The organism is Ferrovibrio sp., assembly GCF_029255545.1.
Lineage (GTDB): Bacteria > Pseudomonadota > Alphaproteobacteria > Ferrovibrionales > Ferrovibrionaceae > Ferrovibrio.
Genome location: NZ_JANLJJ010000044.1, coordinates 30,391 through 54,599, shown reverse-complemented (window position 1 = coordinate 54,599; position 24,209 = coordinate 30,391). Strand labels below are relative to the sequence as shown.

The 24,209-nt window shown below is 64.6% G+C and carries 24 protein-coding genes and 1 pseudogene; 18 read left to right on the top strand and 7 right to left on the bottom strand.

Annotated elements, in window-relative coordinates; all coding sequences use genetic code 11:
• Positions 1-250 (bottom strand): hypothetical protein (locus tag Q1J79_RS09010; RefSeq protein ID WP_300299404.1); only part of this gene is annotated, 250 nt, incomplete at its 3' end.
• A gap of 188 nt (positions 251-438) precedes the next feature.
• Positions 439-3,939: an indolepyruvate ferredoxin oxidoreductase family protein gene (locus Q1J79_RS09005; protein WP_300299401.1), complete on the bottom strand. Its 3,501-nt coding sequence runs from the start codon at positions 3,937-3,939 to the stop codon at positions 439-441.
• 184 nt (positions 3,940-4,123) lie between these two features.
• Here Q1J79_RS09005 and Q1J79_RS09000 point away from each other — a divergent pair, with 184 nt between their 5' ends.
• The 11 genes and pseudogenes from Q1J79_RS09000 to Q1J79_RS08950 all read left to right on the top strand — a co-directional run bounded on the left by Q1J79_RS09000 (position 4,124) and on the right by Q1J79_RS08950 (position 14,869).
• Positions 4,124-5,107, top strand: coding sequence for an NAD-dependent epimerase (locus Q1J79_RS09000; protein ID WP_300299399.1), 984 nt, complete (start codon positions 4,124-4,126; stop codon positions 5,105-5,107).
• A gap of 9 nt (positions 5,108-5,116) precedes the next feature.
• Positions 5,117-5,632: a PaaI family thioesterase gene (locus Q1J79_RS08995; protein WP_300299396.1), complete on the top strand. Its 516-nt coding sequence runs from the start codon at positions 5,117-5,119 to the stop codon at positions 5,630-5,632.
• Positions 5,629-6,069 carry a PaaI family thioesterase gene (locus Q1J79_RS08990; RefSeq protein WP_300299394.1) on the top strand — a complete coding sequence of 147 codons (441 nt, stop codon included), beginning with the start codon at positions 5,629-5,631 and terminating at the stop codon, positions 6,067-6,069. Before Q1J79_RS08995 ends, Q1J79_RS08990 begins: the two co-directional genes overlap by 4 nt.
• Positions 6,070-6,149: 80 nt before the next feature.
• The gene (locus Q1J79_RS08985) at positions 6,150-7,949 is read left to right on the top strand and encodes a M3 family oligoendopeptidase (protein ID WP_300299392.1); all 1,800 of its coding nucleotides are present in this window, start codon (positions 6,150-6,152) and stop codon (positions 7,947-7,949) included.
• Positions 7,950-7,955: 6 nt separating this feature from the next.
• Positions 7,956-9,302 carry an AarF/ABC1/UbiB kinase family protein gene (locus tag Q1J79_RS08980; protein WP_300299390.1) on the top strand — a complete coding sequence of 449 codons (1,347 nt, stop codon included), beginning with the start codon at positions 7,956-7,958 and terminating at the stop codon, positions 9,300-9,302.
• Between the two features lie 79 nt (positions 9,303-9,381).
• The gene (locus Q1J79_RS08975) at positions 9,382-10,332 is read left to right on the top strand and encodes a putative metalloprotease CJM1_0395 family protein (protein WP_300299388.1); all 951 of its coding nucleotides are present in this window, start codon (positions 9,382-9,384) and stop codon (positions 10,330-10,332) included.
• Positions 10,333-10,456: 124 nt separating this feature from the next.
• Positions 10,457-10,597, top strand: coding sequence for an aa3-type cytochrome c oxidase subunit IV (locus Q1J79_RS08970; RefSeq protein ID WP_300299386.1), 141 nt, complete (start codon positions 10,457-10,459; stop codon positions 10,595-10,597).
• A 69-nt stretch (positions 10,598-10,666) separates the two neighbouring features.
• On the top strand, positions 10,667-11,818 hold the full coding sequence (locus Q1J79_RS08965) for a Re/Si-specific NAD(P)(+) transhydrogenase subunit alpha (RefSeq protein WP_300299384.1): 1,152 nt from the start codon (positions 10,667-10,669) through the stop codon (positions 11,816-11,818).
• 20 nt (positions 11,819-11,838) lie between these two features.
• Positions 11,839-12,120: pseudogene (locus Q1J79_RS08960) on the top strand (proton-translocating transhydrogenase family protein); the annotation flags it as partial.
• Positions 12,121-12,130: 10 nt separating this feature from the next.
• Positions 12,131-13,528, top strand: coding sequence for an NAD(P)(+) transhydrogenase (Re/Si-specific) subunit beta (locus tag Q1J79_RS08955; protein ID WP_300299382.1), 1,398 nt, complete (start codon positions 12,131-12,133; stop codon positions 13,526-13,528).
• Positions 13,529-13,765: 237 nt separating this feature from the next.
• Complete coding sequence (locus Q1J79_RS08950; RefSeq protein WP_300299380.1) at positions 13,766-14,869, top strand: pentapeptide repeat-containing protein; 1,104 nt, start codon at positions 13,766-13,768, stop codon at positions 14,867-14,869.
• Between the two features lie 12 nt (positions 14,870-14,881).
• Here Q1J79_RS08950 and Q1J79_RS08945 read toward each other — a convergent pair whose 3' ends face one another.
• Positions 14,882-15,994 (bottom strand): hypothetical protein, encoded by a 1,113-nt coding sequence (locus Q1J79_RS08945; RefSeq protein WP_300299378.1) that lies wholly within the window; start codon positions 15,992-15,994, stop codon positions 14,882-14,884.
• Between the two features lie 320 nt (positions 15,995-16,314).
• On the opposite strand from Q1J79_RS08945, the gene Q1J79_RS08940 reads away from it, so the two are divergent.
• The 3 genes from Q1J79_RS08940 to Q1J79_RS08930 all read left to right on the top strand — a co-directional run bounded on the left by Q1J79_RS08940 (position 16,315) and on the right by Q1J79_RS08930 (position 17,070).
• Entirely contained in the window at positions 16,315-16,524 is a 210-nt protein-coding gene (locus Q1J79_RS08940) for a cold-shock protein (RefSeq protein WP_300299376.1), read from the top strand.
• A 106-nt stretch (positions 16,525-16,630) separates the two neighbouring features.
• On the top strand, positions 16,631-16,801 hold the full coding sequence (locus Q1J79_RS08935; RefSeq protein WP_300299374.1) for a hypothetical protein: 171 nt from the start codon (positions 16,631-16,633) through the stop codon (positions 16,799-16,801).
• 20 nt (positions 16,802-16,821) lie between these two features.
• The gene (locus Q1J79_RS08930; RefSeq protein WP_300299372.1) at positions 16,822-17,070 is read left to right on the top strand and encodes a hypothetical protein; all 249 of its coding nucleotides are present in this window, start codon (positions 16,822-16,824) and stop codon (positions 17,068-17,070) included.
• A gap of 58 nt (positions 17,071-17,128) precedes the next feature.
• On the opposite strand, the gene Q1J79_RS08925 is transcribed toward Q1J79_RS08930, so the two are convergent.
• The gene (locus Q1J79_RS08925; protein WP_300299370.1) at positions 17,129-17,662 is read right to left on the bottom strand and encodes a YaiI/YqxD family protein; all 534 of its coding nucleotides are present in this window, start codon (positions 17,660-17,662) and stop codon (positions 17,129-17,131) included.
• A gap of 14 nt (positions 17,663-17,676) precedes the next feature.
• Here Q1J79_RS08925 and greB point away from each other — a divergent pair, with 14 nt between their 5' ends.
• The gene (gene greB / locus Q1J79_RS08920; RefSeq protein WP_300299368.1) at positions 17,677-18,252 is read left to right on the top strand and encodes a transcription elongation factor GreB; all 576 of its coding nucleotides are present in this window, start codon (positions 17,677-17,679) and stop codon (positions 18,250-18,252) included.
• The gene (locus Q1J79_RS08915) at positions 18,249-18,506 is read left to right on the top strand and encodes a ParB N-terminal domain-containing protein (protein ID WP_300299366.1); all 258 of its coding nucleotides are present in this window, start codon (positions 18,249-18,251) and stop codon (positions 18,504-18,506) included. Before greB ends, Q1J79_RS08915 begins: the two co-directional genes overlap by 4 nt.
• A 20-nt stretch (positions 18,507-18,526) precedes the next feature.
• On the opposite strand, the gene Q1J79_RS08910 is transcribed toward Q1J79_RS08915, so the two are convergent.
• Positions 18,527-19,138: a tetratricopeptide repeat protein gene (locus tag Q1J79_RS08910; RefSeq protein WP_300299364.1), complete on the bottom strand. Its 612-nt coding sequence runs from the start codon at positions 19,136-19,138 to the stop codon at positions 18,527-18,529.
• A gap of 329 nt (positions 19,139-19,467) precedes the next feature.
• Between Q1J79_RS08910 and Q1J79_RS08905 the strand changes: the two genes are divergently transcribed.
• Positions 19,468-20,691, top strand: coding sequence for an NAD(P)/FAD-dependent oxidoreductase (locus Q1J79_RS08905; RefSeq protein ID WP_300299362.1), 1,224 nt, complete (start codon positions 19,468-19,470; stop codon positions 20,689-20,691).
• A 362-nt stretch (positions 20,692-21,053) separates the two neighbouring features.
• On the top strand, positions 21,054-22,697 hold the full coding sequence (locus Q1J79_RS08900; protein ID WP_300299360.1) for a GMC family oxidoreductase: 1,644 nt from the start codon (positions 21,054-21,056) through the stop codon (positions 22,695-22,697).
• Positions 22,698-22,706: 9 nt separating this feature from the next.
• Here the strand turns inward: Q1J79_RS08900 and Q1J79_RS08895 are convergent, their stop codons facing one another.
• Both Q1J79_RS08895 and Q1J79_RS08890 read right to left on the bottom strand, forming a co-directional pair.
• Positions 22,707-23,363, bottom strand: coding sequence for a DUF6629 family protein (locus Q1J79_RS08895; RefSeq protein WP_300299359.1), 657 nt, complete (start codon positions 23,361-23,363; stop codon positions 22,707-22,709).
• Between the two features lie 102 nt (positions 23,364-23,465).
• On the bottom strand, positions 23,466-24,098 hold the full coding sequence (locus tag Q1J79_RS08890; RefSeq protein WP_300299357.1) for a PAS domain-containing protein: 633 nt from the start codon (positions 24,096-24,098) through the stop codon (positions 23,466-23,468).
• Between the last annotated feature and the right edge of the window lie 111 nt (positions 24,099-24,209).

Here is a 24,209-nt window from a genome sequence, read left to right as displayed (position 1 = left end):
GATAGCCGAAATCATAGCCCCAGCCCGGCTTGCGTCCGCCGCTTTCCTCATGGCCACGCAACTCGGCGATGGCGGCATTAAAGCCGGCTTTCTGCAAGGCCTCCAGGAGCGGGGCGTAATAGCCGATCTTCATGCCCATCGCGGGCTCGACCAGGATGGCGGGCGCTAGAGCGTTGGCAGCGGGATAAATCTGCACGGCAAAGCTGGTGCCGTCATGGCGCTGCAGGCGGATCGTGTCGGGTGTCGTCATTGCGCGATCAAGCCACGATGCGCAGCCCTCCGCAATTACCTTTCTGGTCGTAACGCTGCGTCATGCCGTTAGGGAAGTAAGGCGTGGATGGCCGGCACAAGGCCGGCCATGACGTATGAACGAGTGACTATTGAATAAGCTCGTCATGCCCGGGCTTGGCCCGGGCATCCACGAGTTTCTTTTTTACTTCACTCCGCCGCGGTGGCCAGCGGCGCAGTGGGGGCGCGGAAGGTGGCCAGCAGTTTGGCCTCCTTCTCCTTGGCCGCGGCCAGGTGCTTCACCTTCACATGGCCGTAGCCGCGAATGTCTTCCGGGATTTTCGCCAGCTGCACGGCCAGCGCATGGTTCTCCGGGCCCAGCTTGGCGCAGAGCTCCTCGATCAGGGTGAAATAATCGGCGATGAGCTGGCGTTCGGTGCGGCGTTCCTCGGTGCGGCCGAAGATGTCAAACGTCGTGCCGCGCAGGAACTTGAACTTGGCCAGCAGGCCAAAGGCGCCGAACATCCATGGCCCGAATTCCTTCTTCTGCGCGATGCCGGTTTCCGGATCAGGCGGATTGAGCAAGGGCGGGGCGAGGTGGAACGAGAGTTTGAAATCGCCGTCGAACTGGCCATGGAGTTTTTTCAGGAACGCGCCGTCGGTATACAGCCGCGCCACCTCATACTCGTCCTTGTAGGCCATCAGCTTGAAGGCATAGCGCGCCACGGCCTCGGCGAAGCCGGTCATGCCTTTCGCCTTGCTCGCCTCGGCATGGCGGGCTTTTTCCACCAGCGCGCGGTAGCGTTCGGCATAGGCGGCATTCTGCCAGGCGCTGAGCCGCGGCATGCGGTCGGCCAGCAGCTCGTCGACGGTTTTCGCAAACGCCTTGGGCTCGATGGCACTTAGCGTGGGCCGGGCGATGTCGTCCACCACCTTGGGGTCCTGGGCATAGAGCCGGCCCCAGTTCAGCGCCTTGATGTTGGCATCAATCGCCGTGCCGTTCAGCTCGACGGCCTTGAGCAGGGCATCCAGCGACACCGGCACCAGACCGCGCTGCACGGCATAACCCAGCATGAACATGTTGGTGGCGATGGCGTCGCCCATCAGCACGGTAGCGATGCGGGTGGCCTCGATGAATTCCGACAAGTTCTCGCCGGCGGCGTTGCGGATCGTCTGCACCATCTGGTTGTCGTCCAGCTGCAGGTTGGGATTGAGCTGGAAGGCGGCCGTGGGGGTGAGGTGCGTGTTGATCAGTGCCCGGGTCGAGCCGCGCTGCATCTTCTCCAGCGCCGCGTCGCCGGCCGCCACCACCATGTCGCAGCCCAGCACCAGATTGGCGCCGCCGGCCGCTACGCGCACGGCATGGATGTCGTCAGGGTTCCTGGCGATACGCACATGGCTCAGCACCGCGCCGTTCTTCTGCGCCAGGCCGGTAAAGTCGAGCACGGAGGTGCCGTAGCCCTCGATATGCGCGGCCATGCCGAGGATCTGGCCGATGGTCACCACGCCGGTGCCGCCGATGCCGGTGATCAGGATGTTGTAGGGCTGGTCCAGCGGCGCGACTTCCGGCGTTTTCAGGCTGGCGAACAGGCCGTCGACGTCGTTGTCGGTCGGGCCCTGCTGCAGCTTCACCTTGGCGCGCTTCACCTTGCCGCCATGCACGGTGACAAAGCTGGGGCAGAAGCCCTTTACGCAGGAGAAATCCTTGTTGCAGGACGACTGGTTGATCTTGCGCTTGCGGCCCAGCTCGGTCTCCTGCGGCTCGACCGAGACGCAGTTGGATTTCACCGAGCAGTCGCCGCAACCTTCGCAGACCGCTTCGTTGATGAAGACCCGCTTGTCCGGGTCGGGGAAAGTGCCGCGCTTGCGGCGGCGGCGCTTCTCGGCGGCGCAGGTCTGATCGTAGATCAGCACGGTGCAGCCTTCGATTTCGCGCAGTTCGCGCTGCACGGCATCCAGTTCGTCGCGATGGCGGATGGTCACGCCCGGCGCCCATTCGGTGCCGACCGGGTATTTCTCTGGCTCGTCGGTGACGACGACGATCTTGCGCACGCCTTCGCCATAGACCTGCATGCTGATCTGCGGCGGCGTCAGCGGACCGTCATGCGGCTGGCCACCGGTCATGGCCACGGCGTCGTTGTAGAGGATCTTGTAGGTGATGTTCACCTTGGCCGCGACGGAGGCGCGCAATGCCAGCAGGCCGGAATGGTAATAGGTGCCGTCGCCCAGGTTGGCAAAGATGTGCGTCTCGTCGCTGAACGGCGCCTGGCCGATCCAGGGCGTGCCTTCGCCGCCCATCTGGGTGAACGTGGCCGTCGAACGGTCCATCCACAGCGACATGAAATGACAGCCGATGCCGGCTACCGCGCGGCTGCCTTCCGGCACGCGGGTCGAGGTATTATGCGGACAACCCGAGCAGAAATAGGGCGTGCGCACGGTCTTGGCGGTTTTGTCGGCGGCGCGCTCACGCTCCTTCTGCTCGATGAAGGCGATGCGTTCCTCGATACGCGGATTGGTGCCATAGCGCTTCAGCCAGGTATGCAGTGCCTTGGCGACGATGGCCGGGGAGATTTCGCCGGCCGACGGCAGCAGCCAGTTGCCCTGGGCATCGAACTTGCCGACCACGCGCGGACGCACGTCCTCGCGCCAGTTGTAAAGCTGCTCTTTCAGCTGGTTCTCAATGACGGCACGCTTTTCCTCGACGACGATCACTTCCTCGAGGCCTTCGGCGAAATGGCGGGCGCCCTCGCGCTCCAGCGGCCAGACCATGCCCACCTTGTAGAGGCGGATGCCCATGTCGGCGGCCATCTCCTCGGTGATGCCGAGGTCATCCATCGCTTGGCGTACGTCCAGATACGACTTGCCGGTGGTGATGATGCCCAGTCGTGGCCGCGGACTGTCGATCACGATCCTGTCGATCTTGTTGGCGCGGGCGAAGGCCAGCGCGGCATAGGCCTTGTGGCGCTGCAGCCGGTCTTCCTGTTCCAGGATGGCATCGGGCCAGCGGATGTTGAGGCCGCCCGGCGGCATCTGGAAATCGGTCGGATAGGCAATCTGCAGCCGTTCGGGGTCGATCGAAACGCTGGCGGCGCTCTCCACCGTCTCGGTCTGGCATTTGAAGCCAACCCAGACGCCGGCATAACGCGACATCGCCCAGCCCAGGATGCCGTAATCCAGAAATTCCTGGACATTGGCCGGATGCAGCATGGGCATCATGGCGGCCATCATCATGTGCTCGGACTGGTGCGCCACGGTGGAGGAGGCAGCGCCATGGTCGTCGCCGCACAATGCCAGCACGCCGCCATGGGGCGAGGTGCCGGCGGAATTGGCGTGCTTGAACACGTCCATCGAACGGTCGACGCCGGGTCCCTTGCCATACCAGATCGAGAAGACGCCGTCGTATTTCGCCTTGGGGAACAGGTTGAGCTGCTGGCTGCCCCAGATCGCGGTGGCGGCCAGGTCCTCGTTCACGCCAGGCTGGAACTGGATGTGATTGTCCTTGAGGAATTTGCGGGCGCGCCAGAGCTGCTGGTCGAACAGGCCGAGCGGCGACCCACGATAGCCGGAAATGAAACAGGCGGTGTTCAGGCCGGCGGCCAGATCGCGTTTCCGCTGCAGCATCGGCAGGCGCACCAAGGCCTGGGTGCCGGTCAGAAAGACGCGGCCGCGTTCCAGCGTGTATTTGTCGTCCAGCGTGACGTTCGCCAGCATCCGGTTCTCCTCCCGCCGACCAAATTAGGTCAGCATTACTTACCTAATTATAGGACTCTCGCCACGCCCGGTCGAGCAAAAACCGGATTGACGAGCGAAATCCCGGCCGGTTGCTCTTTCAAGTGATTCTGGTAGATACCGCGAGGTAGTCAATCTGCCTCCCGTTCATTCTGCCCGGATCGTCATGGCCATCCTGCTCACCGGTGCTGCCGGCTTTATCGGTTTTCATGTTGCACAAGCGCTGTTGGCGCGGGGCGACGAAGTGATCGGTCTCGATAATCTGAACGATTATTACGATCCGATGCTCAAACGCGCACGACTCGAACAACTTCAGGGCCTGAACGGGTTCAAATTTTTCCAGGTCGACATCGCTGACGTTGATGCAGTGCAGCAGGCCACCGCCGGGGCGGACATCCGCCGCGTGGTTCACCTGGCCGCCCAGGCCGGGGTGCGCTACTCGCTGGTCAACCCTTATGCGTATATCCGCACCAATTTGCTCGGGCATACGGTCATGCTGGAACTCTGCCGGCATCTGCCGAAATGCGAGCATCTGGTCTATGCCTCGTCCTCCTCGGTCTATGGGGGCAATACTAAGCTGCCATTTTCGGTTGAGGATCGGGTCGATTCGCCGATCTCGCTCTATGCCGCCACAAAAAAGGCCGACGAACTGATCAGCCATGCCTATGCGCATCTGTTCGGCTTTCCGCAGACCGGGTTGCGGTTTTTCACGGTCTATGGCCCCTGGGGCCGACCTGACATGGCGATGTATATCTTCACCAAGGCGATCTTCGAGGGCCACCCGATCCAGGTGTTCAACAACGGCGACATGCAGCGCGACTTCACCTATATCGACGATATCGTCGACGGCATCGTGAAGACGCTCGATAACCCGCCGCCGCCGAACGAGCATGGCCGGCCCTACCGGATCTACAATATCGGCAACAACAAACCCGAGCCGTTGCTGCGCATGATCAGCCTGATCGAGCAGGCGGTAGGCCGCAAGGCGGAAAAGCAGTTCCTGCCGATGCAGGACGGTGATGTGAAGGCCACCTATGCCGATATCTCGGCCATCAGCAACGATCTCGGCTTCAAGCCGGCCACGCCGATCGATGTGGGCATTCCGCGCTTCGTCGACTGGTATCGCCGCTATCACAACATGGTGGGGTAGGATCGCCGGATGAGCGAGCAGCCAGACATATCTGCGCCGCAGATCGACCCTGAAGGCGTCGATCCCAAGGTTGTCGAGGCGATGATCGTTGCCGGCATTCCGCATTGCGCGGCTTTGGGCGTGAAGGTGATTTCGGTCTCGCGCAAGGCGGTCACGCTGGCGCTGCCATATAATCCGGATCTGGTGGGCGATCCGGTGCATGGCGTGTTGCATGGCGGGGTGGTCACCTCGCTGGTCGATACCGTCTGTGGCATGGCCGTCTTCACTGCGCTGGCCAAGCTGCAGGCGATTGCCACGCTGGACTTGCGCATCGATTACCTCAAGCCGGCCGTGGCGCAGAAGGAACTCTATGCCACGGCGGAATGCTACAAACTGACCCGCTCGATCGCCTTCGTGCGCGCCCGTGCCTATCACCCCGAAGCGCCGGATGACCTGGTGGCAAGCTGCGTTGCCGCCTTCATGATCGGTTCGTCCGACAAGCCGCCATTGCCCAAGGGCACCAAGGTGCCGGGAGGGGTGGCATGACCATCGACCTCGAGGCGCTGATCCGTGCGGCGCGGGAGCATCGCGATATTTCCGGCTTCCTGCAGGCCATTCCATATTTCCGTTTCCTCGGCCTCAGCGTGCGCGAGGATGCCGACGGCACGCCGCTCTGCGTGCTGCCGGCTGATCCCAAGCTGATCGGCAATGCCCGCCTGCCGGCCCTGCATGGCGGCGTGGTTGGCGCGCTGCTGGAATCGGCGGCCATCGTGCAACTGATCTGGTCGGCCGAGACCGACGTGATTCCGAAGATCATCGACCTGCAGGTGGATTACCTGCGCTCGGCCCGCCCGGTGGAAACCTTTGCCCGCGCCATCATCACCAAGCATGGCCGCCGCATCGCCAATGTGCGCGCCGAAGCCTGGCAGGAGGATCCGGCCAGGCCGGTCGCCGCCGCCCACGCGCATTTCCTGCTGGGATAAGCGGTCTTTCTTCCGGACTGGTCAAACCGGCCGGCGCCTCCCATATATTGTAGCGATTACAAGAAACGAGGATTTTCAGCATGGCTTCCCCCGCCACCGCCATATCCGCCGCCAACGATCTCGGCCATCTGCCAACCTGGGACCTGAGCGATCTCTATCCGGGTCTCGACTCCGCCGAATTGCAGCGCGATCTCGCCGTCGTCGCCGGGCGCGCGGCGAAACTGGAGCAGCAGGGCAAGGGCAGGATCGCCGCGTTGCCTGGCGACGAGCTGGCCGCCGTGATCGCCGAATACGAATCCCTGCAGGACCTGATCGGCCGCATGTATTCCTTCGCCTCGCTGGCCTATGCCGGCGACATGGCCGATCCGAAGGTCGCCGGCTTCTACCAGGATATGCAGGAGAAGCTGAACGACATCACCACCCGGCTGCTGTTCCTCACGCTTGAGCTGAACCGGCTGGACGAGGCGGCGCTGGAGCAGAAATATGCCCGGTCGGCCAAGCTTGCGCATTACCGGCCCTGGCTGCGCGACCTGCGGCTGTTCCGTGAGCATCAGCTCGATGATGAGCTGGAGCGCCTGTTGCATGAGAAAGCAGTTTCCGGCCGCGCCGCCTGGAACCGCCTGTTCGACGAGACCATGGCCGGCCTGCGTTTTCCCTGGGGGCGTGAACAGCTCACCGCCGAGCAGGTACTGCACAAGCTTTCCGACAAGGATGCCGCCACGCGCAGGAAGGCGGCCAAGGCGCTGGCCAAGGTGTTCAAACAGAATATCCGGCTGTTCGCGCTGATCACCAACACGCTGGCCAAGGACAAGGAAGTCGAGGACCGCTGGCGCAAATACCCGACGCCCGAGGCCTACCGGCATCTGTCCAACTGCGTCGAGCCCGAAGTGGTCAATGCGCTGGCCGACGCGGTCACCGCCGCCTATCCGCAGCTGTCGCACCGCTATTACAAACTGAAGGCCCGGTGGATGGGCGTGAAGAAGCTGCCCTGGTGGGATCGCAACGCGCCGCTGCCGGAAGACAACGACCGTACCATCGGCTGGGACGAGGCGCGCGACATCGTGCTGAAGGCCTATGGCCGTTTCTCGCCGCAGCTCGCCGATCTGGGCAGGAAATTCTTCGACAATGCCTGGATCGACGCGCCGGCGCGGCCGGGCAAGGCATCGGGCGCCTTCGCCCATCCCACGGTGCCGAGCGCGCATCCCTACCTTTTGCTGAACTACCAGGGCCGCACGCGCGACGTGATGACGCTGGCCCATGAACTGGGCCATGGCGTGCACCAGCTGCTGGCGGCCGAGCAGGGCCCGCTGATGTCCGATACGCCGCTGACGCTGGCCGAGACCGCGTCCGTGTTCGGCGAGCAGCTCACCTTCCGCGCCCTGCTGGACGCGGCCGGGCCGGAGCGCCGCAAGATCATGCTGGCCTCGAAAGTCGAGGACATGCTGAACACCGTGGTGCGCCAGACCGCCTTCTTCAAGTTCGAGCGCCAGATTCATGCGGCCCGGCGCGAAGGTGAACTGACGCCCGACCGCATCGGCGAGATCTGGATGGGCGTGCAGAAGGAAAGCCTGGGGCCGGCTTTGCGGTTCGATGCCGATTACAGCAGCTTCTGGTGCTATATCCCGCATTTCATCCATTCGCCGTTTTACGTCTATGCCTATGCCTTCGGCGACTGCCTGGTGAATGCGCTCTATGCGCGCTACCAGGATGCGGAGCAGGGCTTCCAGGAAAAATACTTCGCCATGCTGAAGGCCGGCGGCACCCTGCGGCACCAGGAATTGCTGCGGCCCTTCGGGCTTAACGCCGCGGATCCGGCTTTCTGGTCGAAGGGCCTGGGCGTGATCGAAGGTTTCATCGACGAGCTGGAACGGCTGGGCTAAAGCGGCATGGCCGAGGAAGACAGCACGCTCGGCCGCGTCCGCCGCTACGCCAGGGTCGGCGCCTCGGTCGGCGGCCTGGCAGCAAAGCTCGGCGCCGAGCGCGTGCTGGGCGTGAAGATGGATCGTGGCCGGCATGCCGCCGATCTGCGCGCCGCCCTTGGCGGGCTGAAAGGCCCGCTGATGAAGGTGGCGCAGATCATGTCGACCATCCCCGACGCGTTGCCCAAGGAATACGTGCAGGAGCTGACCCAGCTGCAGGCCAATGCGCCGGCGATGGGGCCCGCCTTCGTGAAGCGTCGCATGGTGGCCGAGCTGGGGCCGCAATGGCAGGCGAGATATAAAAGCTTCGACCTCACGGCGTCGGCCGCCGCCAGCCTGGGACAGGTGCATCGTGCCACCGCGAAAGATGGCCGCAGCCTGGCGGTCAAGCTGCAATATCCCGACATGGCCTCCGCCGTGGAGGCCGACCTGCGGCAGCTCAAGCTGATCTTCGCGATCTACCGTCGCGTGGATGCCGCCATCGATACCACCCATATCCATGCCGAGATCGCCGACCGCCTGCGCGAGGAGCTGGATTACGAGCGCGAGGGTCGCCATATGCGGCTCTATGCCGAGATGCTGAAAGGCGAGGCAAACGTCTATGTGCCCGAGCTGCTGCCCGATCTGAGCACCAAACGGCTTTTGACCATGACTTGGCTGGAGGGCCGGCGGCTGCTCGATTTCGCCCAGGCGCCGCAGGACACCCGCAATGCCATCGCGATGAACCTGTTCCGAGCCTGGTATGTGCCGTTCTATCAATGCGGCGTGATCCATGGCGATCCGCATCTGGGCAATTACACGGTGCGCGAGGATTTCGGCATCAACCTGCTGGATTTCGGCTGCGTGCGTATCTTTCCCTCGCGTTTCGTCGGCGGCGTGATCGATCTCTACCGCGCCATCTCGACCAATGATCGCGCGCTCGCCGTGCATGCCTACGAGACCTGGGGCTTCACCGGACTATCCAACGAGGTGATCGACACGCTCAACCTGTGGGCCGAATTCGTCTATGCGCCATTGCTGGAGGACCGCCCGCGTCGCATCCAGGAAATGGAGTCTTCCGGCCTCTATGGCCGCGAGGTGGCCGAGCAGGTGCATCGCAAGCTGAAGGAGCTGGGCGGTGTCACGCCGCCGCGCGAATTCGTCTTCATGGACCGCGCCGCCATCGGCCTGGGCGGCGTGTTCCTGCATCTGAAGGCCGAGATCAACTGGCACCGCCTGTTCCACGACCTGATCGCGGATTTCGACGTCAGGGCGATGGAAAAACGCCAGAAGGCGGCGCTCAGGATCGCGGGATTGCCGGCAGAAACCGCTTGAGGCTCGCCCGGTTCGGGCCGAAAATACCCCTGAAATATTGTTTCGCGGCCCTCGGGTCGCCTCGATCCAGTCAGGGCGCATGATCGGCAGTCTGTCGTCCTTTTCGCCGGGCTCGTTGTCCAGTTACGGCAGTGCCGGCAGTTTCAGCGTTGCCACGCCGCAAAGCCTGGCCGGCGACGGCAGCGCCGTGTGCCAGTCGCTCGAATGCAGCGTGCATGGCGCCATGCTGAAGGCGCAGATGCAGGCCCAGTTCCCCGGACTGAAGGTGCCGGGCAGCAGCGGCGTGCAGCCTGGTCAGAATCAGGCTGGCCAGGATATCAACCGGGGCATTTCGCTGCGGTCGGGCGGCGGATCGGCGCTGGCCAGTGGCGCCACGCTGCTGACGGCCCAGGAAGCCGAAACAGCCGGAAGTTCCTCGGATGGTCCAAAAGCGCCGGGCCAGTTGTCGGAAGAGGAAAAGCAGCAGGTCGCCAAGCTCAAGCAGATCGATGCCAAGGTGCGCGCCCATGAACGCGCCCATGCCGCGGCCGGCGGCCAGTATGCCGGCGCGCCGTCCTACAGCTATACCCGCGGGCCGGATGGCCAGATGTATGCCACGGCCGGCGAGGTCGCCATCGACATCAGTCCGGAAGACGATCCCCAGGCCACCCTGCAGAAAGCCGCCGCCGTGGCCGCCGCCGCCCTGGCGCCGGCCGATCCCTCGGGCCAGGATCGCGCGGTGGCTGCCGCCGCCCAGCAGTTGCGCCTGCAGGCCCTGGCTCAGATTCGCGAGGAGAGGCGGGCCGAACAGGAGCCAGCCGGGCCGGAATCAGCGGGGCAGGAATCAGCCAAGCAGGGTTCCGGCAACCCGGCTGCAACTGATCCGGCTGCGCCTGGCCAGACGGCACCTGGCCAGACAGGGGCGACTCAGGCCAACCAGCCGGCCGGTCGCGACGGGCCTGCCGCAAGGGCGGCGCAGGCTTACGGCCCTGCCGTCGATGCCACGCGGGCCGGTCGCGAGATCGGCCGGCTGGTCGGCCTGGTCGCCTGACCGGCCGTACAAGGCGGAACGAGGGCAAGGCGGAACGAGGGTTGTGCCGACTTCTGCCGCCAGCGTAATATCCCCGCCCGATTGACCATTTAACGACAATCCCTGAACCATTGCAGAGGGCATCATGGCGAGTGAACAGCATCAGATGGGCACCATGGACATCAGCCAGCACAAGGCGGCCTGGGCCGGATTCATGAAGATGACCACCTGGGGCTCGGCAGCCCTGATCGTGCTGCTGATCCTGATGGCGATTTTCCTGCTCTGAGCCGGTTCGGCGGCGCCATCCGGCGCCGCTGTTTTTTTGAGTGCATGCCTGGTTGGGGGGAGCTCTGCCATGAAGATCGCCATTCCGAAGGAGCGCCGGCCCGGTGAAAAGCGCGTCGCCGCTTCGCCGGAAACCGTCAAGAAATTCGTCGGCCTCGGCTGCAGCGTCGTGATCGAATCCGGCGCCGGCCTGAATGCCGATATCCTTGATGATCATTACACCGCCATGGGTGCGCAGATCGCGCCGGACGCGAAAGCCGCGCTGGCCGACGCCGACATGGTGCTGAAGGTGCAGCGGCCGATGACCGCGGCCGAGGGCAATGACGAACTGGCGCTGCTGAAAAAAGGCGCCATCCTGGTCGCGGCATTGCAGCCGCTGCAGCAGCGCGAGCAGGTGAAAGCCTACGCCGCCGCCGGCATCTCGGCTTTCGCCATGGAGCTGATGCCGCGCATCACCCGCGCGCAGTCGATGGACATCCTCTCCTCGCAATCCAACCTCGCCGGCTACAAGTCGGTGCTGGATGCGGCCCAGCATTTCGGTCGCGCCTTCCCGATGATGATGACCTCGGCCGGCACCATCGCGCCGGCCCGCGTTTTCGTCATGGGCGTCGGCGTCGCCGGCCTGCAGGCGATCGCCACTGCCAAGCGGCTTGGCGCCGTGGTCTCGGCCACCGACGTACGCCCGGCCACCAAGGAACAGGTGGAAAGTCTGGGTGGCAAGTTCGTATGGGTCGATGACGAAGAGGCCCGCGCCTCGCAGACCGCCGGCGGTTATGCCAAGGAAATGTCGGCCGAGTACAAGGCCAAGCAGGCCGCGCTGATCGCCGAGACGGTGAAGAAGCAGGACATCATCATCACCACCGCCCTGATTCCCGGCCGCCCGGCGCCGGTTCTGGTCACCGAGGAGATGGTGAAGTCGATGCGGCCGGGCTCGGTGATCATCGATCTGGCCGTGGAATCCGGCGGTAACTGCCCGCTGTCGAAGGTCGACCAGGTCGTCGACGTCAACGGCGTGAAGGTCGTCGGCTACAGCAACTATCCCAGCCGCGTGCCGGTCGATGCCTCCAACCTTTATGCCAAGAACCTGTGGAATTTCCTCAGCCCGCATTGGGACAAGGATGGCAAGACCTTCAAGTTCAATCTTGAGGACGAGACTGTCGCCGGCACCTGCCTGACGCGCGACGGCCAGGTGGTCCACCCGCAGCTGAAAGAGGGAAACTGATCATGGGTGAGGTTTATTCCTTTTTCTCGCTGCTCACGGTTTTCGTGCTGGCCTGCTTCGTCGGCTATTACGTGGTGTGGAGCGTGACGCCGGCCCTGCATACGCCGCTGATGAGCGTGACCAACGCGATCTCCTCGGTGATCGTTGTCGGCGCGCTGATCGCCGCCGGCGCCTCGGCCACCTTCGATGCCTCGAAGGTCTTCGGCCTGCTCGCCATCGCGCTGGCTGCCGTCAACATCTTCGGCGGCTTCCTCGTCACCCAGCGCATGCTGGCGATGTACAAGAAAAAAGAAAAGAAGTGAGGGCCGCGCCATGCCGATCCAACTGACCGCGCTGCTCTACCTCGTCAGCTCCGTTCTTTTCATCCTCGCGCTGCGCGGCCTGTCGTCGCCTGAAACCAGCCGCAAGGGCAACACCTATGGCATGACCGGCATGGGCATCGCCGTGCTGACCACGATCGCCAATCTGGGCGATCTGTCCGGCACCATTGTCTGGGTGCTGGTCGCGCTCGTGATCGGGGGTGGCGTTGGCACCGTGCTGGCCCGCCGCATCCAGATGACGGCGATGCCGCAGCTGGTTGCTGCCATGCACAGCCTCGTCGGCCTCGCCGCCGTGCTGGTCGCCGCGGCCGCCTTCTATAATCCGGCGCCCTACGGCATCCTCAATGCCGCCGGCCAGATCACCGTGGCCGCGCGCATCGAGATGTCGCTCGGCGTGGTGATCGGCATCATCACCTTCTCCGGCTCGCTGGTCGCCTTCGCCAAGCTGCAGGGCCTGGTCTCGGGCAGCCCGGTGATCTTCAAGGGCCAGCATATGCTGAATGCCCTGATCGGCCTGGTGATCCTCGGCCTGATCGTGGCCTTCTGCATGGCGCCGAGCCGCGAGCTGTTCTGGGCCGTCACCGTGCTGGCGCTGATCGTCGGCTTCACCATCATCATTCCGATCGGCGGCGCCGACATGCCGGTGGTGGTATCGATGCTGAACAGCTATTCGGGCTGGGCCGCGGCCGGCATCGGCTTCACCCTGCAGAACCCGGCGCTGATCGTCACCGGCGCGCTGGTCGGCTCCTCGGGCGCGATCCTGTCCTACATCATGTGCAAGGGCATGAACCGCTCGCTGTTCAACGTGATCCTCGGCGGTTTCGGCGGCGACACATCTGCTGCCGCCGGCGGCCAGAAGGTCGACCGGCCCTACAAGAAGGGCTCGGCCGACGACGCGGCCTTTATCATGAAGAATGCCGGCAAGGTGATCATCGTGCCGGGTTACGGCATGGCCGTTTCCCAGGCCCAGCATGCCCTGCGCGAAATGGGCGACAAGCTGAAGGAGGAGGGCGTGGAAGTGAAATACGCCATCCATCCGGTGGCGGGCCGCATGCCGGGTCACATGAACGTGCTGCTGGCCGAGGCCAACGTGCCCTATGACGAGGTGTTCGAGCTGGAGGAGATCAACTCCGAATTCCAGACCGCCGACGTCGCCTTCGTGATCGGCGCCAACGACGTGACCAACCCGGCGGCGCGCGACGATCCGAAAAGCCCGATCTTCGGCATGCCGATTCTCGACGTCGACAAGGCCAAGACCGTGCTGTTCGTGAAGCGCTCGATGGCGTCGGGTTATGCCGGCATCGACAACGAGCTGTTCTACAAGGACAACACAATGATGTTACTGGCTGATGCCAAGAAGATGGTCGAGGACATCGTGAAGGGCCTCTAAGGCCGCGTTGATCCACGTCTATATTGCACGCATACAATCCGAGCGGCCCGGACTTCCCAGTCCGGGCCGCTTTTTCTTTGGAATTTCTATAAAACAGCGCGAACAGAAATTGCTTTGCACCCGGATGGGATGTGCTAAACAGGCGCCCCTGAATCCTCCCGCCACGCCATGTCAACCGCCTACCATCGCAGTCACCTCGCGCCGCACGATCCTGTCGTATCGTGGGATGGCGAACCTGTGCCCGGAGGCCTCGATTTCGCGCACCAGAATCTGGAGAACGCGAATTTCGAGGGTCGTGCGCTGCAGCGGGCCAGGCTGGCCGGCAGCAACCTGCGCTGCGCCCGGCTGTCGCGGGCCGACCTGGCCGAAGCCGATCTGTTCGGCGCTGATCTGGCGCGGGCCGACCTGCAGAATGCCAACCTGACCCGCGCCATCCTGCGCGGCACCAGCCTGTCGGGCGCCAATCTCAACAATGCCATCCTGGTGGATGCCGATTTCCGCGGCGGCGTGATGATGCGGCCGGGTGGCCAGTCGCGCGCCGGTATCGACGTTTCCGACCTGAGCAACTGCCTGCTGGAATATGCCACGGCGGCGCGCGCGCAATTTTCCGGCGTGGATCTGAGCGGGGCCTCGCTGGTCGGCGCCGATCTCTCGGGGGCGAATTTCTTCGGCAGCAACCTGCGCGATGCCGATCTGTCCTATGCGAATCTGAGCGGCGCAAATTTGAGCGACGCGCGGCTGGTTGGCACGCGGCTGACTGGCGCCACGCTGGCCCGGGCGCAGATCGTCAATGCCACGGTGGAGAATGTCGCCGCCGTCGGGGTCGATTTCACCACCGCCGTGATCCGCGGTATCGACATGGCTGGCTTCCGTGCCGACAGCGACCGGCTGGTCGGCGCCCATGATTTCGCGTCCGATCTTGCCGCGGCCATCGCCGGGCATCGCGCCTGGATGCAGACCGACGGCGTCGCCGGTCGGCAGCTCAGCCTCGCCGGCCGCAGCTTCGCCTATCACGATTTCGCCGGCCTGGAGCTGGACGGCGCGGATTTCAGCGACTGCGACCTGCGCGGCTGCCGCTTCGATGGCGCCAGCCTGCTGCTGGCCACCTTCACCCGCGCCAATCTTCTCGGCGCCGGCTTCAGGGATGCCAGGATCGCCGGCACCCGCTTTGCCGGGGCCAATCTGCGCTGGGCCAATCTGGCTGGCGCCACGCCTGGCCGGCTGCGGATTTACCTGGGCGATGGTCGCTTCAGCGGGCGGTTCGTCACCACCGATTTCACCGATGCCGCGCTGGATGCCGCGCAGCTGGATGCCTTCGACCTGGGCGCTTGCCAGCTTTAGGCGTCGGCTGCGCTAGGCGCCGCTGCCCGCCATCAGCTCGGCATGCTGCAGGCCGCAGTAATACGGCTCGCCCTGCTCGGCGAAGGCATTCAGCTTGGCGTTGAAGCAGCGATGCTCGAAGCCATGCTTGTCGGTGATGCTGATCAGCGCCGGCACATGGCGGCCATCGTCTTCGCGCGGGCCGGTCAGGTAGAAGGCGATGCGGTCGATGCGATAGCCCAGCACGCGCAGATCGCCCAGGCCCGCCAGCCGCTCGCTCACCGCCCGCAGGAAGGTCTCGGTGTCGCAATGGCTGTGGCCCAGGCCGAGCGGACGGCGGAAATCGCCGATCAGGATCTGCTCGGGCTGCGCCGTGCCGATCAGGCGCGCCACCTGGATCGTCACGTCGCCGACGATGAAGGTGCCGCCATCGCCGCCATCCTTGCGCGGCTGGTGATAGAGGAAATGGCTGCCGATGCTCAGGCACAGCCGCAGCACCGGCACGGCCGAGGCATCGGTGGCGGTGCGGCGCAGGGCCGAGAACAGGATCTGGAAGATCGCAACGCTGCAGAAGAAATCGATGTCGGCGCGCAGGCCCGAACGCTCGTTCCACACATAGAAGCCGTCGCCCGTCGTGGTGCGGCCGAAGCCGACGGCCAGGCCATGGGCGCGCGCCATCTCCTCGGCCAGGTTGAGCGAGAATTCCAGCGTGGTGAGCTGGGCTGCCTGCTGCTCCGGCGCGGCTTTCGAGAACTCGACGATGTCGATCAGCAGCACGGCGCGATGCAGCGTCTTGGTCACGGTGAACAGGCGGAACGCCCGCTCGACCAGGGCCGGCGGAATCTCGCCCGGGCCGGCGCCGATCGGCGCGGTGAGGCGCAACTCGACCGGCTGCACGTCGAGCAGGCGGGCGGTGTCGTCCAGCGCGGCGCCCGCCATCAGGCCGCCTTCGCTGAACACCGGCAGGTGCCGGCCATGGTCGGCGAACAGCCGCACCTTGGGCACGGTGATGATCTCGATGCCCAGCCGCGACGGCCGCCAGCCGACCAGGGCATGGCTGCCGAAGCGCCACAGGTCGAAAAAGATGCCATGCAGCTGCTGCTGCAAGGCATCCTGCTGCAAAACGGGGCTGGGCGGGCTGATCATTCCTGTACTTATGGTTGTCCGTTGCCGGGTTGCATAGCGCCCCGCTGGCAGGGAATCAATGTCATTTTGTGAACCGCGCGGCCGGGATCTGCAGTTTTTATGCAGGTTTACCAGAGGTTTGGCCGCGCACCCTTGCACAATCCGGAAGAATATCTATCTTAAGGAGCGTCATACTACTTCGGACTGCCGGCCTGCTCTGCCTGTCGATCTCAACAATCGCGGGTGTCCAGTTCCCTGCCACGCCTGGACATAGTTTGATGCGTCGTCCGCGGATCCTTCCCGGGCGGCGTTGCTACACCGAAAACTACGGAGATACAGCAATGGCTGTCGGTACTGTGAAATGGTTCAATGCCACCAAGGGCTACGGTTTCATCCAGCCGGAAGGCGGCGGGCCGGACGTGTTCGTTCATATCTCGGCCGTTGAGCGCGCCGGCATGAGCGGCCTGAATGAAGGCCAGAAGGTTTCCTTCGAGGAGCAGCGCGATCCGAAGCGCGGCAAGACCTCGGCCGTGAACCTCAAGGCCGCCTGATCTAACCCTTTCCGGGTTTATTCAGACGAGGGGGGTGCCCGGAAACGGGTGCCCCCTTTGGCTTTTGGTTTCCCGTTTTTTGTTTTCCAGCGTCCCGGAGGGCGGCATGGCTTTCAAGCCGAATTACAATCAGCAGCGTGCCGAGCGCACCCGCCAGAAGGAACAGAAGAAGCAGGAAAAGCTGCAGAAGCGCCAGGAGGAATCCGAGCGCCGCAAGGCGGAGCAGGGCGAGGCATCCCCGTCGACCGGTTCCGAGGGCGGCGGCGAGCAGCCGTAAGTAAGTCAGGAGTCCCGGCCATGGCCAAGGACAAGACCAAGAAGCCCAAGATCAATCCCAACGCCGCGTTCATCCTGTTCGACGTGATCTACCAGGATGGCAGCCAGACCTCGAACCGCCGCGTGCCGGTCGAGAAGATCGGCCAGTTCGACGACGAGGAGGATGTCGCCCGCGCCTTCATCGAGGCGCAGGACCGCGACATCGCCGAGAAATCCGGCCGCCCGCGCGGTCCGATCAAGAGCATGCAGCGTTCGGCGAATCAGCTTTAGGCAACCAGCTCTGAAAAATGGGGCCCCGGGTCAGGCCCGGGGCGACAAAAAGGCGTCGTCATTCCCGCGGAAGCGGGAATCCCGTTTTTTGGCTGTCCCGTTTCAGCCGCACCACCGCCTCGTGCAGGGCCTGCAGGAAGGCCGAGCGATCCTTCGCCGAGAAGGGCCTGGGGCCTGAGCCCACCCGCTCGGTCGGGCTGGCCGCGCGCAGGTCGGTCATCAGGTTGCGCAGCGCCAGGTCCAGGCCGATGCTGTCGTTGAACGGCCGGCCATTGGGCGCCAGCACGGTGGCGCCGTTTTTCACGCAGCGCGCCGCCAGCGGCACATCGGCGGTGATCACGATATCGTTCGGCCCGGCGCGTTCCGCGATCCAGTCATCGGCCTCGTCCAGCCTTGAGCCCACCACGGTCAGCGTGATCCACGGCTCCCGCGGCACATTCAGCCAGGCATTGGCAACGACCTGCACGGCCACACTGCCATGCACGGCGCCGTGCCGCCCGGCCACTTTGAACACCTCGTCCTTGACCGGACAGGCATCGGCGTCGACATAGAGGGTGATCGCATCGGCCATGGCCGCTTTATGCCACGGCATGCTAGGGTAAATCCATGAGCAAGGCCTTCACCCGGGAGCAGGATACGCCAGGATTCGACGGCGATCTCGACGACGAGATCGACGAGGCGCCGGCGATTCCGCAGGGTGCGAAGAACTACATCACGCCGGCCGGGCTCCAGCGCCTGCGCGACGAGCTGAAGCAGCTGAAAACCGTCGAGCGGCCCAAGGTGGTCGAGATCGTCTCCTGGGCGGCCGGCAACGGCGACCGCTCGGAGAATGGCGATTACCTTTATGGCAAGAAGCGCCTGCGCGAGATCGACCGCCGCATCCGCTTCCTGCTCAAACGCCTGGAGATCGCCGAGCCGGTTGATCCGGCCTTGCAGAAAAACCGCGACCAGGTGTTTTTCGGCGCCACCGTCACCTATGCCGATGAGAACGACCGCGAACGCACCATCCGCATCGTCGGCATCGACGAGGCGCGCATCGAGTTGGGCGAGGTGAGCTGGATCGCGCCGATTGCGCGCGCCCTGATCAAGGCGCGGATCGGCGACGTGGTGGAGCTGCGCACGCCGCAGGGCAGCCAGCAGATCGAGGTGCTCGGCATTTCCTACAAGGACGCTGCCCCATGATGAAAGCCATACCGGTGAAGATCGCCGAGGTCTACGTGCCGGCCAAGTTCAAGGGCACGCTGGATGCCGCCAAGGTGGCGGCCCTGGCCGACGAGATCGTCGGCGATGGCGGGCTGAAGATGCCGATCCAGGTGCGGCGCGACGAGGCGCAGAAACGCTACGTGCTGGTGGCCGGGCTGCATAGGCTGGAGGCGATGCGGAGCCTGGGCGAGGCCAGCATCGACGCCTATATCGTGGCGGCGCGCAAATTCTGAACGGGTATGTCTGCGCCAGCTTAACGCTGCGCCAGCGGCCTGCCCGGCATCAGCCGCGTTTGCAGCGCCGAAGGATCGAGCGGCGTGGCCGCCTTGCGCTCACGCGCGCGCAGCCCGGCGCCGATGGCGTCCAGGCTGGCCTGGATCTGCGGCTTGCGCGAGTCCTGGCCACGCTGCTCCTTCGCCCAGAGCAGCAGGCGATAGGCCGAGAGGCGATCCATCGCCGTGCCGCGCCCGCTGGCCAGCATGGCGGCGATATTCGCCACGGCGCCCAGATGGCCCTGGCAGGCCGCCTTCAGGTGCCATTCCAGGGCGGCCTTTTCGTCGCGGGTGATGCCGGCGCCGGTTTCCAGGAACTGGGCATAGGCATATTGCGCCTGGCGGCGGCCGGCCTGGGCGGCGCGGCCATACCAGTAGGCGGCCTCGGCCTCGTTGCGGCGCACGCCCGAGCCGGTCTCGTACATCACGCCCAGATGCTCGGCGGCTTCCGCATCGCCGCCCCGCGCGGCGGCCATCAGGCGGGGATCGGCATGCGCCGGCAGGCTGGCCAGCAGCAGCGCGGCCAGCAGCAGCGCGCCCAGGACACTACCGGCATGGGAATCGGGATCGGTATACCGGACTGATCGTGCCATGGCGCCTTCTGCTCCTGTGCGTGCCGGCGGATGACGGGCCGGCCGCGTTTTATGGCGGTGTCTCAGGGGTAACGGGTCGATACAACCAGTCCGGGTTTCCAATGTCCAGTTGAATTTTAACCATAACAAAAACCATCCACAGGTATTTCCGGCGGCCCCGGCATGGCGATGGGGGCTGAGAAAAGATCGTCACCCCGCGCCGCCACCCCCGGGCCTGACCCGGGGCCCCGTTTCATCGTCATGGTCGGGTGGGACCATGGTAGAGACACGTCATGCCCGGACCCAGGAAGCGCTTGTTGGCCGGGCATCCACGTCTTTACAACCGTGGCATGACGACTCCCCCTCAGACCCATGACGTCATTGTATTAGGCGCCGGCGGCGCCGGGCTGTTCTGCGCCGGCATCGCGGCCCAGAGAGGCAAGCGCGTGCTGGTGCTCGACCATGCGGCGAAGGCGGGCGAGAAAATCCGCATTTCCGGCGGCGGCCGCTGCAACTTCACCAACCAACACGCCACCGCCGCCGATTTCCTCTCCGGCAATCCGCATTTCGCCAAATCGGCGCTCAGGCGTTTCACGCCGCAGGATTTCATCGCGCTGGTGAATCGCCACGGCATCGCCTGGCACGAAAAGACGCTCGGGCAGCTGTTCTGCGATGGCCCGTCGCAGCAGATCATCGACCTGCTGCTGGCCGAATGCCAGCGCGGGCCGGGCGATGTGAAGCTTCAGCTCAACACGCGCATCGAGCGCGTGGAGAAAACGCCCGAAGGCTTCCGCGTCCATACCGCCAGCGCCGATATGTTCGAGGCGCCAAAACTGGTGGTCGCCACCGGCGGGCCCAGCATCCCGAAGATGGGTGCCACGGGCCTGGCCTATGATATCGCGCGGCAGTTCGGCCTCACCGTGATTCCGCCCAAACCAGCGTTAGTGCCGCTGGTGTTCGGGCCGGAAGACACGCGGCGTTTTGATGGCCTGGCCGGCGTGGCCGTGCCCGACGTGGAAACCTCAATCGGCAAACGCCGCTTCCGCGAGGCTTTGCTGTTCACGCATAAGGGCCTCAGCGGGCCTGCCGTGTTGCAGATTTCCAGCTACTGGGAATTTTTCAATCGCCAGCAGCCGATCAGCATCAACCTGCTGCCCGGCATGGACTTGTTCGCTGTGCTAAAAGCGGCGCGGGCGCAGCACCCGAAACAGGACATCGCCACGCAACTGGCGTTGCACCTGCCGGCGCGGCTGGCCAAACGCCTGTGCGACCTGGCCCAGATGGACGGCCGCCTGGCGGATTTAAGCGACGCGAAATTCAGAACCCTCACGGCGTTGGCGCAACACTGGCGACTCACCCCCGCCGGCACCGAAGGTTTTTCAAAAGCGGAAGTCACGCTGGGCGGCGTGGATACCGCCGCCCTTTCCTCGCAAACCATGGAAGCAAACAAAGTGCCCGGGCTCTATTTCATCGGCGAGGCCGTGGACGTGACCGGCCATCTCGGCGGCTTCAATTTCCAGTGGGCGTGGAGTTCGGGGTATGCGGCGGGGCTGGCAGCGCTAGAAGTGAATTAATTTGTAAAAAAACAGCTAGCGAAACGGATCAAAAAAAGTCTCTTTGATTGTTTCACGTAAAGGGTGAGGGTCCTTTATAGGTCTTGGTATATTTTTCGTAGCGTTCCCCGATCGCTTCGTTCCTTTCCAATTCTTACACCAATCAAGAATGCGACTAGGCTTACTGCCGCAGACGTAATTGCGCTAACTCCAAGTGAGATCATTATTTGTTTGATTATATCGCTCATGGTTCTCTCAAGGCGCTATGTCGGTTTTTTCTCGAATATTTTCTGGGACATATGAATTCGGGAGAATTGTCCGTATGTTTCCCATTTGATAGCATCTACGGATAATTAAAGCATCAGATAAGGAAACGCCCGGCCATGACGGCCCAACAACAAGATCATAAACCCGGCGGGGAATTCGATTACATCATCGTGGGCGGCGGCACGGCTGGGTCGCTGCTGGCCAACCGGCTGTCGGCCGATCCCAACACCCGCGTGCTGGTGCTCGAGGCCGGCGGCAAGGATGACTGGATCTGGTTCCACGTCCCCATCGGCTATCTGTTCGCCATCGGCAATCCGCGCGCCGACTGGTGTTATCGCACCGAGCCTGTCCCCGGCCTGAACAACCGTTCCATCGGTTATGCGCGCGGCAAGGTGATCGGCGGCTGCACGGCGATCAACGCCATGGTCTACATGCGCGGCCAGGAGCAGGATTACGACACCTGGGCGCAGATGGGCCTCAGTGGCTGGGGCTGGAGCGACGTGCTGCCCTACTTCCTTCGCCACGAGGATCATCAGCTGGGCAAATCCGCCCTGCATAATGCCGGTGGCGAATGGCGCGTCGAGAAGGCGCGTGTGCGGTGGGACCTGATCGATTCCGTGGCCGAGGCCGGCGCGCAGATCGGCATCCCAAGCACAGATGATTTCAACCTCGGCAGCAACGAGGGCTCGGGCTATTTCCAGGTCAACCAGAAGCGCGGCGTGCGCTGGTCGGCCGCCACCGGTTTCCTCAAGCCCGTGCTGTCGCGGCCCAATCTGGAACTGCGCACCTATGTGCATGTCTGCAACGTGGCGCTGGATGGTCGCCAGGACGATGGCCGGCCGCGGGCAACGGGCGTGGTCTACCGCCATCACGGCCAGAGCTTTTTCGCCGAGGCGAAACGCGAGGTGATCCTCGCCGCCGGCGCGATCAACTCGCCGCAGCTGCTGCAGCTGTCGGGCATCGGCCCCGGCGCGGTGCTGCAGGACCACGGCATCACGGTGCGGCATGAGCTGCCCGGCGTGGGCGAGAACCTGCAGGACCATCTGCAGCTGCGCCTGATCTACAAGGTGCAGGGCGTGAAGACCATCAACGAGGCCGGGCTGTTCGGCCGCGCCATGATGGGGGCGCAATATGCCCTGCTGCGGCGCGGCGCACTCACCATGGCGCCGTCTACCTTCGGGATGTTCACGCGCTCAAGCCCTGAGCATGCCACGCCCAACGTGGAGTTCCATATCCAGCCGCTGTCGCTGGACAAGTTCGGCGATCCTTTGCATCCGTTTCCGGCCTTTACGGCCAGCATCTGCAACCTGCGGCCCACCAGCCGCGGCCATGTGCGGATCAAGTCGAATGATCCCACCGAGGCGCCGGCGATCCAGCCGAATTATCTGAACACCGAAGCCGACATGCGGGTGGCGATCGACAGCCTCAAACTCACCCGCAAACTGGCCGCCGCGCCGGCCCTGGCCAGATACAAGCCCGAGGAATTCCTGCCCGGCGACGACATCCGCACCGAGGACGACATGCGCGTGGCCGCCGGCAATATCGGCGCCACCATCTTCCACCCGGTTTCCACGGCGAAGATGGGCGTCGACAGCGACCCGATGGCTGTGCTGGATGGCCGCCTGCGCGTGCGCGGCATTCGGGGCCTGCGCGTGATCGACGCTTCCGCCATGCCGCTGATCACCTCGGGCAACACCGCGTCGCCCACCCTGATGATCGCCGAGAAGGGCGCCGAGATGGTGCTGGCGGACAATAAATAGACCTGGCCGTCATGCCGGGTTCAGCCCGGCCTCCAGCCGGCGCGCGTACTGGAAATGGCCCAGGATCGCCACGCTGGCGGCGGCGGCGAAAAAGCACCAGACCGACACGAAGGCCTGCCAGTAGAAAAAATACGACACGGCATAGCCGGCCAGGATCACCGCGCCGAGGCCGATCACCGTGCGGTGCGAGGACAGCAGCAGGGCCAGCACGGTGGCGAGGAAATACGCCACCGTCACCATGTCGGAATGGCTGTAGGCGGTGAGGTAGACGATATGGCCGTCGATGATCGCCGCGTCATGCGGCCGCGCCAGCACCAGCCAGCGCAGATACGCCCCCACGCCGATGCCGGCGGCCAGGCAGACCAGCATGCCAAGGCGGCGGCGCCGGTCGGGCTCGATCAGCAGCACGGCGACCGGCGCATAGACCGGCCAGAACACTTCGGCGATCAGCAGGAACAGGTAGGTCAGGGTATCGGCGGTGGCGCCGCCGGGCGCGGCAGAGAGGTCGAGCCACAGCAGGCCCTCGATGCCCTGCTGGATGGCGAACAGCAGCGGCGTGGCCGCCAGCGGCATCTCGCGGACGCCGCGCGCGCGGGTCAGCGCGGCGATGCCGATGGCGCCGGTGACGCCGGCGGTGACGAAACTGGCCGTGGCCGAAAAGCACATGGAAACCCGCCGTCTTTCCCGGGCCAGCCCCCGCTTTGCCGGGTGGCGGTCAGCCGCGGGGCAGGCTGCGCCCTCCGGGCCGGGATGTAAAGCCGGGCTGCCTTACTCCGGCACGAAGCTGATCACGTTCATCAGCAGGCCGACGCGGCCGGAATCGTATGCGGGGTCGTCCACCCGCGGATCGCCGCCCAGGCCGCCGGCCTGGCGCAGGGCGGCGGCGCGGTGGGTGAAGGGCAGCAGGATGCGGCGGTATTTGTAGAAATCCTTTTTCGCCCAGGTCATGCGGTGCTCGGCATGGAAGGGGCGGGCATGGGCCACCGCCACGTCCAGCTCGGCCTGCATGCGCGCGGTGTCGTCGCCGAACATCTCGTGCAGCATCAGGCCGCGGCCGTCGCGGCCATAGATCTCGCACAGGATGGTGCCGGCCAGGCGGCAGCGATACAGCCGCGTCTCCCCCTGCTGGGGCAGCACGTCCCACAGGATGCAATAGGGCAGCAGGTCGGTGATCGCGGCCGGCTCGATCTGCAGGCGGTCCGGCAGCGGGAAGGCCGATTGCGCCGCCAGGCCGCGCCACCAGTCCAGCGCGCGCAGCAGGCGCCGGTCGGCCAGGCGGCCCATGTCGGCGCCGTGGCGCAGGGCCAGCGGCAGGTGGTCGAGGTCTTCGGCGCCCGTCGTGGCATTCGGCGTGGCAGCCGGGGTTGCGGGCAGGGCAGTGGGATGCGGCTCGGCGGTCATGGGTGTTTCCGTTCGCTCTGGTAACGGTCCCTTGTCTACGCTCGGTACGCGAGAATGGAAGTTAATTGCTTGTAATTCTACCGCTGGGCTTCCGGGCTTGAAAAGCGGTTT